At 65.2% G+C, this 13,630-nt stretch carries 18 protein-coding genes; 7 read left to right on the forward strand and 11 right to left on the reverse strand.

The features are described from left to right. Positions 1 to 15: 15 nt before the first annotated feature. Positions 16 to 306: a DUF2934 domain-containing protein gene (locus G3545_RS04515; protein ID WP_170010240.1), complete on the forward strand. Its 291-nt coding sequence runs from the start codon at positions 16 to 18 to the stop codon at positions 304 to 306. Position 307: 1 nt separating this feature from the next. On the opposite strand, the gene G3545_RS04520 is transcribed toward G3545_RS04515, so the two are convergent. Beyond that, complete coding sequence (locus tag G3545_RS04520; protein WP_170010242.1) at positions 308 to 619, reverse strand: hypothetical protein; 312 nt, start codon at positions 617 to 619, stop codon at positions 308 to 310. 1,102 nt (positions 620 to 1,721) lie between these two features. On the opposite strand from G3545_RS04520, the gene G3545_RS04525 reads away from it, so the two are divergent. The 3 genes from G3545_RS04525 (at position 1,722) to G3545_RS04535 (ending at position 3,083) form a co-directional block, all read left to right on the forward strand. Next, positions 1,722 to 2,192: an Hsp20 family protein gene (locus tag G3545_RS04525; protein WP_170017906.1), complete on the forward strand. Its 471-nt coding sequence runs from the start codon at positions 1,722 to 1,724 to the stop codon at positions 2,190 to 2,192. A gap of 75 nt (positions 2,193 to 2,267) precedes the next feature. Beyond that, positions 2,268 to 2,726 carry a hypothetical protein gene (locus G3545_RS04530; RefSeq protein WP_170010244.1) on the forward strand — a complete coding sequence of 153 codons (459 nt, stop codon included), beginning with the start codon at positions 2,268 to 2,270 and terminating at the stop codon, positions 2,724 to 2,726. Positions 2,727 to 2,846: 120 nt separating this feature from the next. Further along, on the forward strand, positions 2,847 to 3,083 hold the full coding sequence (locus G3545_RS04535; RefSeq protein ID WP_170010246.1) for a hypothetical protein: 237 nt from the start codon (positions 2,847 to 2,849) through the stop codon (positions 3,081 to 3,083). A 106-nt stretch (positions 3,084 to 3,189) separates the two neighbouring features. Here the strand turns inward: G3545_RS04535 and G3545_RS04540 are convergent, their stop codons facing one another. The 9 genes from G3545_RS04540 to G3545_RS04580 all read right to left on the reverse strand — a co-directional run bounded on the left by G3545_RS04540 (position 3,190) and on the right by G3545_RS04580 (position 11,212). Beyond that, a complete protein-coding gene (locus G3545_RS04540; RefSeq protein ID WP_170010248.1) occupies positions 3,190 to 3,459 on the reverse strand; it encodes a hypothetical protein in 270 nt (89 codons plus the stop codon). Positions 3,460 to 3,462: 3 nt separating this feature from the next. Beyond that, the gene (locus tag G3545_RS04545) at positions 3,463 to 5,676 is read right to left on the reverse strand and encodes a phage tail tape measure protein (RefSeq protein ID WP_170010250.1); all 2,214 of its coding nucleotides are present in this window, start codon (positions 5,674 to 5,676) and stop codon (positions 3,463 to 3,465) included. Between the two features lie 79 nt (positions 5,677 to 5,755). Continuing rightward, entirely contained in the window at positions 5,756 to 6,112 is a 357-nt protein-coding gene (locus G3545_RS04550; protein WP_170010252.1) for a phage tail assembly protein, read from the reverse strand. 12 nt (positions 6,113 to 6,124) lie between these two features. Next, complete coding sequence (locus tag G3545_RS04555; RefSeq protein ID WP_170010254.1) at positions 6,125 to 6,493, reverse strand: hypothetical protein; 369 nt, start codon at positions 6,491 to 6,493, stop codon at positions 6,125 to 6,127. Between the two features lie 95 nt (positions 6,494 to 6,588). After that, positions 6,589 to 7,521 (reverse strand): hypothetical protein, encoded by a 933-nt coding sequence (locus tag G3545_RS04560; RefSeq protein WP_170010256.1) that lies wholly within the window; start codon positions 7,519 to 7,521, stop codon positions 6,589 to 6,591. After that, positions 7,518 to 8,039, reverse strand: a complete 522-nt coding sequence (locus G3545_RS04565; protein ID WP_170010258.1) for a hypothetical protein — start codon at positions 8,037 to 8,039, stop codon at positions 7,518 to 7,520. Before G3545_RS04565 ends, G3545_RS04560 begins: the two co-directional genes overlap by 4 nt. Positions 8,040 to 8,306: 267 nt before the next feature. Next, positions 8,307 to 8,933 carry a hypothetical protein gene (locus G3545_RS04570; RefSeq protein WP_170010259.1) on the reverse strand — a complete coding sequence of 209 codons (627 nt, stop codon included), beginning with the start codon at positions 8,931 to 8,933 and terminating at the stop codon, positions 8,307 to 8,309. Continuing rightward, complete coding sequence (locus G3545_RS04575; protein WP_170010261.1) at positions 8,930 to 9,925, reverse strand: hypothetical protein; 996 nt, start codon at positions 9,923 to 9,925, stop codon at positions 8,930 to 8,932. Before G3545_RS04575 ends, G3545_RS04570 begins: the two co-directional genes overlap by 4 nt. Before the next feature lie 522 nt (positions 9,926 to 10,447). Further along, positions 10,448 to 11,212 carry an MBL fold metallo-hydrolase gene (locus tag G3545_RS04580; protein WP_170010263.1) on the reverse strand — a complete coding sequence of 255 codons (765 nt, stop codon included), beginning with the start codon at positions 11,210 to 11,212 and terminating at the stop codon, positions 10,448 to 10,450. Positions 11,213 to 11,277: 65 nt separating this feature from the next. On the opposite strand from G3545_RS04580, the gene G3545_RS04585 reads away from it, so the two are divergent. From G3545_RS04585 to G3545_RS04595, 3 genes are all read left to right on the forward strand, one after another. Next, positions 11,278 to 11,424, forward strand: coding sequence for a TetR family transcriptional regulator (locus G3545_RS04585; RefSeq protein ID WP_246702692.1), 147 nt, complete (start codon positions 11,278 to 11,280; stop codon positions 11,422 to 11,424). Positions 11,425 to 11,577: 153 nt separating this feature from the next. After that, positions 11,578 to 11,754 (forward strand): hypothetical protein, encoded by a 177-nt coding sequence (locus G3545_RS04590; protein ID WP_170010267.1) that lies wholly within the window; start codon positions 11,578 to 11,580, stop codon positions 11,752 to 11,754. A 277-nt stretch (positions 11,755 to 12,031) separates the two neighbouring features. Then, positions 12,032 to 12,679 carry an alpha/beta hydrolase gene (locus G3545_RS04595; RefSeq protein ID WP_170010269.1) on the forward strand — a complete coding sequence of 216 codons (648 nt, stop codon included), beginning with the start codon at positions 12,032 to 12,034 and terminating at the stop codon, positions 12,677 to 12,679. A gap of 16 nt (positions 12,680 to 12,695) precedes the next feature. Here G3545_RS04595 and G3545_RS04600 read toward each other — a convergent pair whose 3' ends face one another. Next, positions 12,696 to 13,499, reverse strand: coding sequence for a polysaccharide deacetylase family protein (locus G3545_RS04600; protein ID WP_170010271.1), 804 nt, complete (start codon positions 13,497 to 13,499; stop codon positions 12,696 to 12,698). Between the last annotated feature and the right edge of the window lie 131 nt (positions 13,500 to 13,630).

The raw sequence follows: 13,630 nt of genomic DNA on the forward strand, positions 1-13,630 counted from the left end.
GACAGGAGAGCCGGGATGAATGACGCCCACGATGTAGTGAGAATTCGCGCCTACCAACTGTGGGAAAATGCTGGTCGGCCGGAAGGCCGCGACGTCGAATTCTGGCTGATGGCCGAGCGGCTGATTGCGATCGATGAAACCGCTGACAGTGGCCCGGTTAGCGAGATCGACACGATCCACCGCACGCTCGAGACGCCACCGAAAGCGGGGATTTCGCCGCAGGCTGACCCGAAAGGCGGCAGCCAGACGGCCCCGACTCCCAGCGATCTCGTTGATCAGAAGGCACGCGACCGCAGCCTGACTTAGCTTAAGGGCGTTGGCTTTTGAACGTCGGCATCTTTCCACTAATGACAAAATTGGACGTGGTGTCGCTTGCGCCTAAATCGATGAGGCGGACGTCGACCGGCTCGCCGGTGTCAAGGAGGAGCACCGCCGTGCGGTCGATCTTTGCGACCACCAGCGCCCACGCCTCCGCCGCGAGCACCCCGCGTGTTATCAACTGACCCTGTTCAGGGCCAGATGTCTCCCGATAGATGTCCAGGCGGTAGGTAGCGACGGCGGAACCAGCGTCCTTCGTGCGGAGCCAGCCGGTTCCCGTGAGGGTCGCGATCAACTGCATGGTTTTCTGCTCCACCCCAGCCGAACGGCGGCAACTCGGCCTGCGCGATAGCCTCGCGCGCCGTCACGTCGCTGCTAGTTCCGGCTTCCTTTGACTGAGCCAAGTCACTTTGAAGCGCTTGGTTCCGCAGTATGTTAGCCGGTCCTTGACCAGCAGCACGGACTTGTCGAGCAGGGAGGAGCGCCTCCATCACGCCCTATCTGCCGAGCGAACTCGGCGCCGGCAGTTGGAGTCCCGCAGCGCGGACGCTGGCGCTGTCCCCGGCCGCCGCGTGCGTCCGCGGCGTGGGCGGTTCCCGCCGCCGTCGATCACAGTGAAGTTGGCGCGCTTCACGGGGAGCCAAGCCTATGGCGTGCGTGAGGCCTGTCATTTTTCATCGTTCGCGTCGTAGTACCCGCCCTTCAGCGGCCCGGAGGCACTACCCAGCCGGCGCCGGCCCGGTGATGTCGGGCGTAGGAGGCGTAAGGTTGAGCTGGTTCCGTAGCCGGTCGCGCTCGGCGAGGTGCCTCGTGTAAGATTCCTCAAAGGTGCGAAGGAGGTCGGCAGCGTCGCGCGTTGCCTCTCCATTGCGTTTCAGCTCCTCCACCGCTCGGCGCTGGAAGGCTAGCAATTTCTCTCCCTCCTCGATGTCCCGCTCGGCATCTCGCAGGAGCTCGATGATTTTCCACCGTTCCATAAACGCGACCCTTGACGCTGAAAAAATCGTCCGCAAGACCATGTCGCCACCGCCCCATGGGGCGGCGCCACGTATTGCTTTTGCGGCGAGTAAATCCCCTGTACCCGGCTTCCGTTCCCAGCTCCATTGCGATCGAGTGGCGAACTACGCGCGTCCCTCACACTGGCTCGGCGGACCGAAGCCGGGTCGTCGCGCAACCAGTGGACAGGAATTCGTTCGTTCGAATTGGGCCGTGATAATCCTCTGATCTCAATGAGCTTATCGGCTTCAGGTATGTCCGACGAATTTTTTTCCGACACCTCTTGAACTGGTTTTTTTCGTTCCCCAGATCGCTACGCGTCGGAGCCAAATTGGACCGACAAAGGGACGTCACGCCGCGCAAGGTGTGGCGGTTTGTACCATGTTGCTCAAATGGAGGATGTGGCTATGAGAACCTTCGACTTCGCACCCCTGTATCGCTCCACCGTCGGCTTTGACCGGCTGTTCGACCTTCTCGATACCGCGACCACGGCAAGGTCCGATTGGCCGCCCTACAACATCGAGAAGACGGGCGAGCATGAATACCGTATCACGATGGCCATCGCAGGCTTCCGGCCGGAAGAGGTCGAACTCACCCAGCAAGGCAATACGTTGCTGGTCGCCGGCAAGAAGGCCCCGGACGCGGAGGACCATCAGATGCTTCACCAGGGCATCGCATTCCGCAATTTCACGCAGACCTTCAACGTCGCGGACTACGTGAAGGTGGCTGGTGCCACGCTTCGCGATGGCCTGCTTTCGGTCGACCTCGTGCGCGAGGTGCCGGAACAGTTGAAGCCTCGGCGCATCGACATCGCGTCTACAGCGACCCCGACCGCCGAAAGCCACGTGAAGCAGATCGATCAGGCCAAGGCGGCCTAAACTCGACCCCACCGACATAACTGCCGTCCAGCCTCCCGGCACGCCACCGGGAGGCACTGACCGCGGAGACTGGAGATGCTGCAAGACCTGAATTTTTTGCGCGAGCCTGCCACGCAGGTTCCGATGGAGTGCCAACCACGCACCCCCCAGGAGGTCCTCAACCATCCCTCGATGAGCGTCGAGGCGAAGCGAGCGACCCTCGCCTCATGGGCGTCCGACCGGCATGCCGTGCCCAACTTCCCAGGCGTCCGCCAGCTCGAAAACGGAAGCCTCGTCAGCCTGGCTGAGATTCTGCAGGCATTGCGAGAGCTCGACGATGAGCCGGGACCGGAGACTTCTTCGAACCTCGTCTCATTGGTTGAATTTCGCGGCCGGCACCGCGCACGGTCGATGCCGTGGCGCGTGTCGACCCCAAGGCCGGATGACGATCCGCCGCCTCGTCCGGCTGCGGCGTCATTTCCAGTGAGCTATTTGAAAGTAGACGCGGTTGGCAGTCTGGCCGCCGGGGAACAGAGCCGGTGCCGAGCGCTCTAACGGGCGCAGAGAAGTCAATCCTTTGGTCACTGCTCAAGGAGGCCGCTCGCGCTCGCGGCGGCCTTCCCAGTGCGGCATCGCTCCTTGGCTGCGCCCGCATGACCGGGAGGAGGAAACGTCATGCTTTTCCATGAAGAAGGCTTCGATCCCGAGAAGATTGCATTTCTTGAGGACTGCCTGGACACCGCATGCGGCCTCGCGCCGAAACTGGCGAATGTTGAGTGCAACGGCGAAGTTCGGAAGAAGCTCGCCTTGGCCATCCTCGAGGGTGTGGCAAGGGGAATGCGAGCGAGGGACGAACTGATTGATTTCGCGTTGCGCTCGCTGCCACCATATCGGCTGAAAAGAGCGGGTTGATGCGGGCTTGGATCTCGCGGACCTTCATATCCGGAGACGCCCGCCGGTCGACGAGTACTTCCTTGCTAATGCCGCGCATCTCCGCGGCAACCGGCAGATGAGGCATTCAGCCCGTCAACCGACGCTGCAGTTCAGTAAAAGCCGCCAGCTGCCAAAGCTTGACGGCGCCGGCGGGCATTCCGACCGCCTTTTGCGACCGCCCGGTCGCCCGGATCTTTCGGCCCGCCTCGAGGACGATCTCTGCCGCATCCGCCCGCGCGGCGATATCGCGGCCGTGCCGCGCGATGATCTGCAACGCCAGTTCGGCGCCATAGGCGCGGCCCTCGGAATCGAGAAGCGCGGGCACACGGTGGCCGCTCACCAGTCGATCGCTCATTGATTACTCTAGCTCGATGTCGGCGTGGATGCCCCGCAAACCTTGGCCGAGCCGAGGGCTGCCGATCCGCGGCGAGACGGTTGACGAATTCACGTTCTGGATCGCGTCGAGCAGGCGCTGAACCTTTTCAATCGCCTGGTCGATCGATCTCGTGTCGATATTCGGGGTGCCGGTCGCGGTGTCGAGGCTCTCGACCGCGGCCTTTGCCGTGTCGACCTGCTGCTGCACGCCAGTGGCGAAGTCGGATCCGATGCCGCCAGCGCCGGCCGGCGCGCCGGAGATGGGCGGCAGCCCGTTTTGCTGCCGGAAGCGCTGGCGCTCCTGCATGCGGCGATCGTAGAATCCCTGAGAGCCTCCTTCGGGCGGCGTGTAGGCCGGATGATCTTGCCGGTACTTCTCGCCAAGCGGATCCGGGGCGCCGCTCTCCGTCGCCGTTGAGCTGTTCAGCCTGTCGAGGAGGGCCTCGATGCCCTGATACGCCGCAACGATGGCGGCAAGCCAGGTACCTATTTTTACTAGCCGCGTGGCGCCAGCCAGCAGGCCACCGCCTGCGGCAGCCGCGCCCGCGACGCCAGCACCGGCCGCCGTGCCGATGCCAACGGCGCCGAGCAGCGCGCGGAGCACTGCGACGCCGGCGGAGGCGCCGGACAGGATCCATAACGCGCGGCCGATGAGACTGAGCGCCTTGCCGAAGGCGGCGAAGCCAAGTGCGGCGCCGCCGATGGTGGCGCCCCACCCGATGATGGTCCCCCAATCGGAACCGATGAAGCCCGGCAGCGGGCCCATCACCGCACCGACGCCGTCCGCGAGCGCCCTTGCCGCGGACCCCATTTCACGGAAGCGACCGAAAATGACGGCGAGCTGATCCGTATCTCGATCGAGTGTCCCGATGTTGCCGAGGACAAGGTTCATTAGGCCTTCAAGGCCGCCCTTCAGGTCCTTCACGCCGTCGAAGCCGAGCCCGGAGGCGAAGCCGCCGATAGCCTTGCCGATGCGATCAAAGATCGACACCCGCTGGTCGAGGGTGTTGAGCCCCTGCGTGAAGCTGTCGAGGAACGTGGTCACCACCGGCATGACCTTGTTGCCGATGGCGATCTGAAGGTTCTCCGCCGACGCCCGGAAGCGATCGAACGCGGCCTGCGAGGTCTGGATGCGGCGCGCGAAGTCCGCTTCCACCATGCCCGACGCCGAAAGCGCCTGCTCCCGGATCTTGCGGTAGCGTTCCGTGTCCTGCAGCAGCGCCAGCATGCCGAGCTGCGCCTGGCGATCCTCAAAGAGATCGCCGATGGTGGCGCCCTTCGCCATCGCCTTGCGCGTGGTCTCGACCATCGCCTCGATCGGCGACATGCCTTTCTTCGTGAGCTTCTTCATTTCCTCGCGGAAATTGATGCCCATCTTCTTGAATGCCTTCTGCGTCGTCGGCGTGCCGGCTTTCTGGAGCACGTTGATTAGATTGGTGGCCGCCTCCTCGGCGTTTCCGGCGCCCTGGCGCACGACCTGCAGCGCCGCGGCGAGATCAGCCGCGCCCTTTACACCCTTGATGCCGAGGTTCTGACCAAGCGCGGTAATTGACGGGAAGTACCGCGCCATGTCGCGCAACTCAAAGGCACCTTCCTTGCCGCTGGCCGCCATCGCATCGAAGGCGCGGATGACCTCGTTCGACGGCACCTTCAGGTTGGCAAACACCGCCTGGCCGGCGCGGGCGATATCGTCCGAGGCCGCGCGATAGGCCGTCGCGGTCTTGTTGATCGCCGGCAGCATGCCCAGCGCGTTGCTGACGTCCTCTGCATTGGTCTTGCCGCCAAGACCAAGACCGAGCAGCGTGTCGAACGTTCCGGCGGTTTGCTGTGCAGCTTGGTTGCTGTCCCGGGCGATCTTGCGGATGGTCTCGCCGAGATCCTGCAGCTGGCCGCCGGATAGGTCAGCTTTCTGGCCGATGTCTTCGAGAATCGTCCCGTAGGCCAGTGAGGCGTCGACGGGCCCGTCGAAAGCCCTCTTCAGCGCGAAACCAACGATCGCCGCCGTACCGGCCACTCCGAGGAGCGTCCGACCGAACCGGGATGCTGAAGTTTCGCTCGCAGCCAGCACACCGCCAATGCCGCCACTGACGCCGCCGGCGACGCGGCGCAGACCCTGCAGCGAAGATGCCGCGACCTTGGCCGGGCCGCTCACGCCGTCGATGAGCTTCACCAGCAGAGAGGAAGTCAGCGTCGCCATTTCCGCACCTCACGAACGGCGTCGAGCCAGGCCAGGATTTCTTCGGCGGGCATCTCAAGGACAGCGGTGACTGGCGTGCTTAACTCGCCCGCGACAATGGCAACGACGAGCCGCCACTCTTCGGCTCCGCCGACAGCGCCGGTTCCAAAAAACTCTGGCTGGCCATGACAATCGTGGTGATGTCAGAGAACGCCAATTCACCTGCAGCCTCGCTGCCGATGCCGGCGACGACACCAGCGACACAGACGAGCGCCTCTATCACCGCGGCGTCCGGCATCACGTTCGCGCCCGCCTGGTTCTGCTCGGCGAGCTTTGTCAATGCTGGAAGGTGTCGAGAGAGTTCAATCATCCCGCGGCCAGTTGGCTGGCGGAGGTCGACCGACGTGATCTGCTTGCCGTCGATCTCGACGGGGCACTGCAGGGCGATAGTGGTCATGGAGGATTGCCTTCAAGGGTTGGACTGACCGAAGCCGCGGGCCCGTAAGCCGGCGACGACGCGTTTCGTGGTGGCGGATGGTTTCTGGCCAGGCGGTGTCTCGCCGCGATGGTTCGCGACGGCTCGTTTGGCGATTGTGTCGCTCTTCGCGCGAGCGTCCGTGGGAGCGGCCGCGAGCGCGGCGCGGATCTCGTCGACGCTTCGCTCGGACAAGAAGAGCTGTTCCGCAAGAACCTTCCGACCCTTGGCTTCGGGCAGCGACAGGATTTCTGTGTGACGCTTGCGGTCAGCGGCGAGTGCCTCGCGCACCGCCTTTTGGATATTGGCCTCGCCCGCCGCCGCGTACGGCGTGGACGTGTTCGGCACGAAAGGACGCTGCATCGAGGGGCGTGCTATCTCCTCCATCATGTGGAGCGCAGCTTCCCGCGATATACCCAACATAGGAGATCGCATCGACGTTGTTCCTCCGTTGGGTGTCAGCGGCGGAAGACGCTGACGCGCTCGACCTCGGTAGGATCCGCGGTGCGCGCTGGCCTGCCCGAAGTGAAGCCCGCGATTTGACGTTCCTCCCCCCGATACCCGGCCGGCGGCTGCGCGCTCTGCTCGACCGGAACGCCATCATCTCCAAGCTCTGGCGCCCTAGCGCGGCCGATGTGGATCGTCTCCGGCGACGGAGACGCCGGCCTAATGATTAGAGCAGGTGTCGGAAATGGCGGTTGGACGCCTACGGGCCGTTCCAGCTCCGGCGGAGCTACCCCCTGGATCGGAACTCCGTCCCGCTGGAGGTGGTGAATAAGATCCTCGACGGCCGAGATGTAGCCGGGGAAGAAGGCGTCTGTGCCGGACATGATTTCGGTGGGGATGCCTTGCGCTGCTGGGATCACAACTTTTCGTTGGCGCCGCCCTTCGCTACGCTCGCTGTTATGCCCTGCCGCGCGCAGACGGTCGCGGATCGTCCGTCCACGGTCGGTGATGGCTATGCCGTGCGCGGCGGCGATATGTCGTGCGGCGGCCATCCGCTGGAGAGGACCGACAACGCCGCGGAACGCGATGCTGAAGGCTTCGAAAGCTTCTTCCTCCGCGCGCCGGCACGCGGTGGCGATCATCTCCTTCTCGTCGGCCTTCGCCTCGGAGAGCGCCGCGGCCGCCGCGGAAATTCGCTCATCCAAGATCTCGAGAGCGGCTTCGGCCGTGTCGCGCTCCTCATCCAGCGCTGCGAGCCGGGCGCTGAAATCAGCGATCGCCTTCTTCGCCACCTGGTCGCCTAACGCGGCTTCGCCGCGCGCCCGCTTGAGCTGCGCGCGAATTCCGTCGCCTTCGGGATCGATTGCCTCTAGACGCGCTCGGCGAGCCGTTCGATCAGCTTGCAGCCTGCTGAGCTGCCCCTCTAGTTTGTTGATGTCGGTCATGGTGTCTTTCCTTCAGGGATGGAGAGTGGATCCGCGCCAGCGCGGAGCGCCGCGGCCCGCTCGCGGAAGCGGCGCTCGCATCGAGCGAGTGCGGCGTCGATCGCGGCTTTGACCGCAGCTCGCGCCGCGCGATCCCGGCTTGCCGCGGCGGGAACGCCGTCGAGCTCGACGCGAAAGGTCGCGATGGTGTCGCTGAAGGCAGCTTTCGCGTCGGCGAAATCCACCAATTTGCCTTCCTCGCGAGCCACGCGAAGTTCGATCTCCCGCGCGCGGGCATCCTGGACGCGGGATGCACTCGCGGCCTTGCTGGACCGGCGCTCCTCGTCGCGCTGGAAAGCCACCATCGCGACCAGGCCTTCGACGAGCGGGATCGCGTCGCGACCTTTCTTCGGCAGCACGCGATCGCGCTGCAATTTCCTGACGTGCGACGGCGTCACGTCGATGCGCTCGGCGAACACCGCGGTGGAGACGATTTCGGGTGCGGGAGCGTCGACGGCAGCAGAGCTTTTTGCGGTCATGGGCGCCGCTCCAAACGAAACGAAAGTGGAAATCTGGAAACCTGAAAAACAGCGAAATCTCGGGCGGCAGCGCCCCCGCAACGCTCGCTCGGATTTAGACGGTCCCTAACCGGTCGGGCGTGCAGCGGGGGCTGCCGACGCCCGCGCCGAGCCGCCTCCGCACCGTGGATGCAGACCTGCGCCTGATGCCCGCCGATGCCCATGTGCGGCGCGCTGCGCGCCCGCATTGCTGTGGCCCTGCTGCTGCGGATCATAGGCAGGCGACGACTACCCGACATCGGTGTCCGCCTCTTCGCTGGAAGCGCATGCCGATCGGAGCCGATCGATCTCCGCCAGGGCCACGCGGAGCTCATCGAAAAGCTCTTTGGCTGCCCCTGACTTGAGCCGAAGCTCAACGCTTTCCGAACCTGTAAGGTTGACCCTTATCGACACCACATAGCGCGGGCCGCCCCGACTGCGGGACACTCTCGGCCGTTCAACGACACGCGCAGATGCCCGGTTCGTACGCGACGCTTCGTGCGCCGTGACAACCTGGACGGCTGCGGCGGTCGTGCCATCCGGTTCGCGCTCCAAGCCAACGTACATGCCAACCATCTCCCCCTCGCCAGATGAGACATGACGCAACTCGGGGGTCGGCGCTTGGGATTTAATGGGAGAAAACTCCGCTTCCTCTTGGTGCAGTTCCCGGTACTTGCGGCGGAGGCGGTCTGCGGATGCTTCGTCCGAAGCGCCGACTACATTGACCCGCTCGACGATCTCGCGAGCGAGAGCTCTCGCGCCGCGGGGGACGCCGCCTTCCGCATAAATCCGTTCGAGCTTCGCCATGAGCTCGAGGGCGGCGAAGTCGGAGATGGCCGGCCGACCGCCGTGAGATCGCCTTGCGATCCCGCTCATTGCCGCCACCTCGACCATACAGGCGGTCTTGCCGCCGGCGAACCGGCCGCGCGTGTGGCCTTCGCAAAGAGCCGAATGATTTCGGCTCCGTCGATCCGGCGCAGGGCTCTCACGTCGATGATTGGCGGGGCGAGGCGGATGATCGCGGCGCGCTTGGCGCGCGCTCCCGGGGGCCCGATCGGTGGCGTGACACAGGTTGCGTGCGCAACATCATAAGACTCTTCTTTATGCTGCGCACGCAACCTGTCGCAGGCCTCTCGCGGCTCCGCCCTGGCGTCGCGCTGCCGGCGATAGTAGGTCGACCGGGAGATGCCGAGACGCCGGCATTCGGCCGCCACGGAAGCCATCTCATAGGCCTCTCGCGTCTGACCGTCAGGATTGCGTTCCGCGGCGCGCCGCGCGCGCTGCGCTTCGGCATGGCGCTGCTTCCGCAGCCGCTCTCGCTCGTCGCGGTCGGCATCAATCGCGCCCATCGTCGTGATGTTCGCGGCCTGCCTTTCGGCCATCACGATGCGGAGCTGGTTTGCGGCGCTGTCGGCCCGCCAGATCCGCGGATCCTCGATGGCACGCTTCACAGCGCGCAGCACCCCGAGCTCGGTGACGAGAGGCAGCCACCGGCTCGACCAGGCGATGACCGCCGCCCGCACTGCCCGCAGCGGATCCGGCCGGCCGGCGGCTCGCTCCAATTCGATGGGCACCAGCAGGTTCACTGCGATCGCGAGATAAGCTTCGCCGTCATCGGTATCGCAGGGGCCGCCATAGCGGAGCGTGATCAGGCGCTCGATTTCGTGCAGCCGACGGGCGCCGAAGCGCCAGCGGCCGGCGGTGCCAGGCTTGTGGCGGTAGCCAAGCTGCGCGGAACCGACCGTGACCCGATGGGCTCGGTCCGGCACGACGCGCGCCGCAGCCGCCACGACGTCAGGCGCGTGAAGCCGCGGGTCTATGACCGCGGCGGGGAGATGCGTCTCTCGCGCGATAGAGGCCGCTGTCATGCCGCACCTCCGGCACTCTCGTCCGCCAACACCACCGCGCGCATCGCGTCGCGCTGGCGATGGTAGGAGCCGATGAAGGCGCCCCCGAAGTTGAAGGCTCCGAAAGAGGCTGGACCGGCCTCTGCGATCGTGCCGATGCGACGACGGCCGTCATATACGGCGCGACCGACCACATTAAGAAAAACTTGCACATCTAGGGCAGCTAGATTAGATTTTCTTTCGGTCGCCTTGCCCAGATGACCATTTCGCTTTGCCCCGCTCGCGGTGTCCCCCGCGGCGGGGTTTCGCGTCTTAGGAGGCAATCGCGGTGCGGGAGGCGGATCTAAAGTCCCTTGCGCGACAAAGCGGGCGTTTCGCCCGCACCTTTTCCCAAGGTATTGATTTTCCTTAACCTTGGCACTTCTCTCGACCGCACCAGTTTTTCCTGGTGCAGAACCAGATCAGGCACCAGCTTTGGTTTCCTGCTTGAGCGTGAGCTCGCAGAGCCACCGACAGGAACGCCGGCGCGGCGCAGGATTTTCCTCAATCAGTGCTGCGCTCAGCCGCATTCCAGGGCGCGGCAAGCCGTGAGCGGACACGCCGGTCGTACTCGTCCGCGAGGGCGCGCAGGGCAGCGGTGCCGTCACCGGTAAAGGACGGGCCATGCATGAGCGCCAGCGTGCGCGGTGCAAGCTCGGAGAGACCGCGGATCGTCGCGCCCATTCCGGGGTTCAGCGAAGAATATTTGAACATGTCCTCCGCGATGATCGCCGGCCCGACGACATCGCCCTCGGTCAATGCACGGTCATTGCCGAGCTGGGTGAACAGGTCGCCGCACAACAGCGTGCGCGTTGACTCCTCGTACAGCACGCCGGCGTCCCAACCATGCGGAGTGTGCGGGGTATCGATGAAGCGGACCCTCTTGCCGGCGCCGAGGTCGATGACTTCGCCGTCATTCAGCACACGAGGCGCACGGTCCGCGAAGTCGTTGAGCGACACCATGCAGCCGGTGCTTCCATGCGCGGGCGTTGCCTGAGGCGCAACGGCGAGCCATTCGTTCATCGCCCCGCACTCGTCGGCTTCGAAATGGCCGAAGGCGATCCAGCGCAGCCGTTCCGGCGGGATGATGCGGCGGAGAGCGTCATGGTTGAGCGGAAACATCCTGCGCAGACCGGTATGGAACATCAGCGGCTCGTCGCCCAGGACGAGAAACTGATTGAAGGTGAAGCCGGCGGGCGGCGCGATGTCCGGCACATAGGTCGACAGCCGATAGATGCCCTCGGCGATCTCGCTGATCTTCGTCTCCATGAATGCCTCCAAATATCGATGTGCTGAGACAGCGCCGCAAAGCGGCCGGCGCTCCGACCTTCAGCATGATCGCAGAGCGTGCGGGCGTTCAGCGCCACACGCTCTATGCGCATTTTCCCGATGAACGCAGCCTGAATCGCGCCTGCCCGGCACTGGTCGTGGAGCGCGCAGGGGCACCACAACCGCGAGACGTCGGGGCGCCCTCTCGCTAATCTCGCCCCCGGAAAGATCGGCCGAGGCAGCGCCGCGCCAGGCGCCGGAGCCGTCTTCCGAACGTCGCATGACTGTCTCATTTTCCGCGCCGACGGTACAGTATGGCGGGATTCGACCCGCGCGAGCGACCGGGCCATTTCGAGGAGGAAAGAATGGAAAGCGGCAACATCGTCGAACGGCTGCGCGAACTGGCGACGCACCTGGACGACGTCCCGCGCGAGAAGATCGAGGACGAACTGCTGGAAGCGGCCGAAGTCATCGAGCGGCTGCGCGCCGAGCTGGACAAGGTGGCGCCGATCGCCGCGGGCGAGGCGCCGGCGAAGATCTGAGATATGGCGCGCGGAGCTTCCCGCTTCATGCGTCGGGAGCACCGCCGACCGCCGCGGCGATGGGCGAAGCGAAGCATCCTGGCCGCGACATCAGCGGAAGCCTCGAACATCTCTCGCCCTTTCGCGTGCATGACGTAACGCTCCAGCCTTCCTCGCCGAGAAATGCGAGCCGGCTAGCGGCATCTGAATTGTCGCCGCCGGTCGAAATTTGGATGGACAAGGCTGCGGCGTGCCGCGATACCTTCGCCCCGACTGTGATGTCTGGGGGGACTTGGTCGTGCACGCACCTCGCCGCGTATTCGCACTCGCGATCCTTACGGCACTTGCCGGAGTGTTTACCGGCCTGGCGGGCGCGCCGGCCGCCGCCAACCCGACGGCGCATACCAACCACCCGCAGAAACTGCCGCCGCCGCCGAAGCGCTCCGAAACCCATGTCTATCTCATGCGCGGGCTGTTCGGCGTGTTCTCGCTCGGCATGGACGACCTTGCCGGCAAGCTGAACGCCAAGGGCTATCGCTCCGATGTCTATGCCTGGGATACCTGGCCGCAGGTCACCGCGCTCGTCACCCAGCGCTATAGTGACGGGCACCGCGGGCCAGTGGTGATCATCGGCCATTCGCTGGGCGCCAATTCGGTGTTCAGCGTCGCCGATACCCTGCACAAGCAGAATATTCCGGTGCGGGTCGGCGTCACCTTCGATGCCACGCAGCCCGGCCAGGTGCCGTCGAACGTCGCCGTCTTCATCAATTTCTGGGCCCGCGACGGCTTCGGCCACCCGGTGCAGCCGGCGCCCGACTACACCGGCGATCTCGAGGATTACGACCTGTCGACGCAGCCCGGCATCGACCACACCAATATCGATGCGCTCGATCGCTTCCACCAGTTCATCATCGGCAAGCTGGATGGGATGACGGCCCCGGACTGAGGCCGAGGCCCAGTCTTCACGGCCGGGGCGCGGTGGCGACCTCGCCGGCCGGCACCACATGCACGATCTTGTAGCCGTGCTCCTTCAGCGCGGCGAGGAAGGCCGGCAGCATCTTCACCGTCTGGGCGCGCGTGTCATGCAGCAGCAGGATGCCGCGCTTGGCATGGTCAAGCCGCTCCATCACCAGCTTGAGTTCGACCTCGGGCGTCATCTCGTTCCAGTCGCTCGCCCAGAAATCGGCGCCGAACACGGCAATGCCGCGCTTGCCGAGATAGTCCAGCAGCGCCGGTGAGGAGCCGAAGCCGGGGAAGCGGAAGAACGGCACGCGCGGCTTGGCGCCGACGCTGCCATAGGCCGCCTTGTCGTCGGCGGCTAGCCCGCGCTCGATATCGGCAACCGCCTTGTCGAACGGCATATCGGCCAGCGTCATCGGATGCGTCATGCTGTGGTGGCCGAGCGTGTGGCCCTCGGCGAGGATGCGCTTCATCAGCGCCGGATGCGCCGCCGAATTGCGCCCGACCGTGAAGAAGGTGGCGTGCACGCACTGGTCGGCCAGCGCCTTCAGCACCTGCGGCGTCGTGCCCGGCAGCGGGCCGTCATCGAACGTAAGTACCACCTCGCCGTCAGCGAGCGGCAAGGTCTGCGGGAAATGCTTGGTGCCGACCTGCAGCCCGGCGGGATCGACCGCCAGCACGCGTTCGGTGCCGAGCTTGCCGGCACAGCGGGGATCGGTCGGGGCCGCTTGAGCGGCAGCAGGAGAAGCGGCGCCGAGTGCGGCAGCGCCGACCAACGCAAGGCAAACCAGACGAATGACGGACATGAAGCGGGGCTCGATGCTGACGCCGACCGCCCTTCCATAGGCCAGCCGCGAGCCTGCGGCCAGCGCGATGACAGATTTTGTTGCATCGCACTAACGTCAGCGTGGCGCGCAAGCCACGCTGACAGCGTCGA

Source organism: Starkeya sp. ORNL1, from assembly GCF_012971745.1.
Classification (GTDB): domain Bacteria; phylum Pseudomonadota; class Alphaproteobacteria; order Rhizobiales; family Xanthobacteraceae; genus Ancylobacter.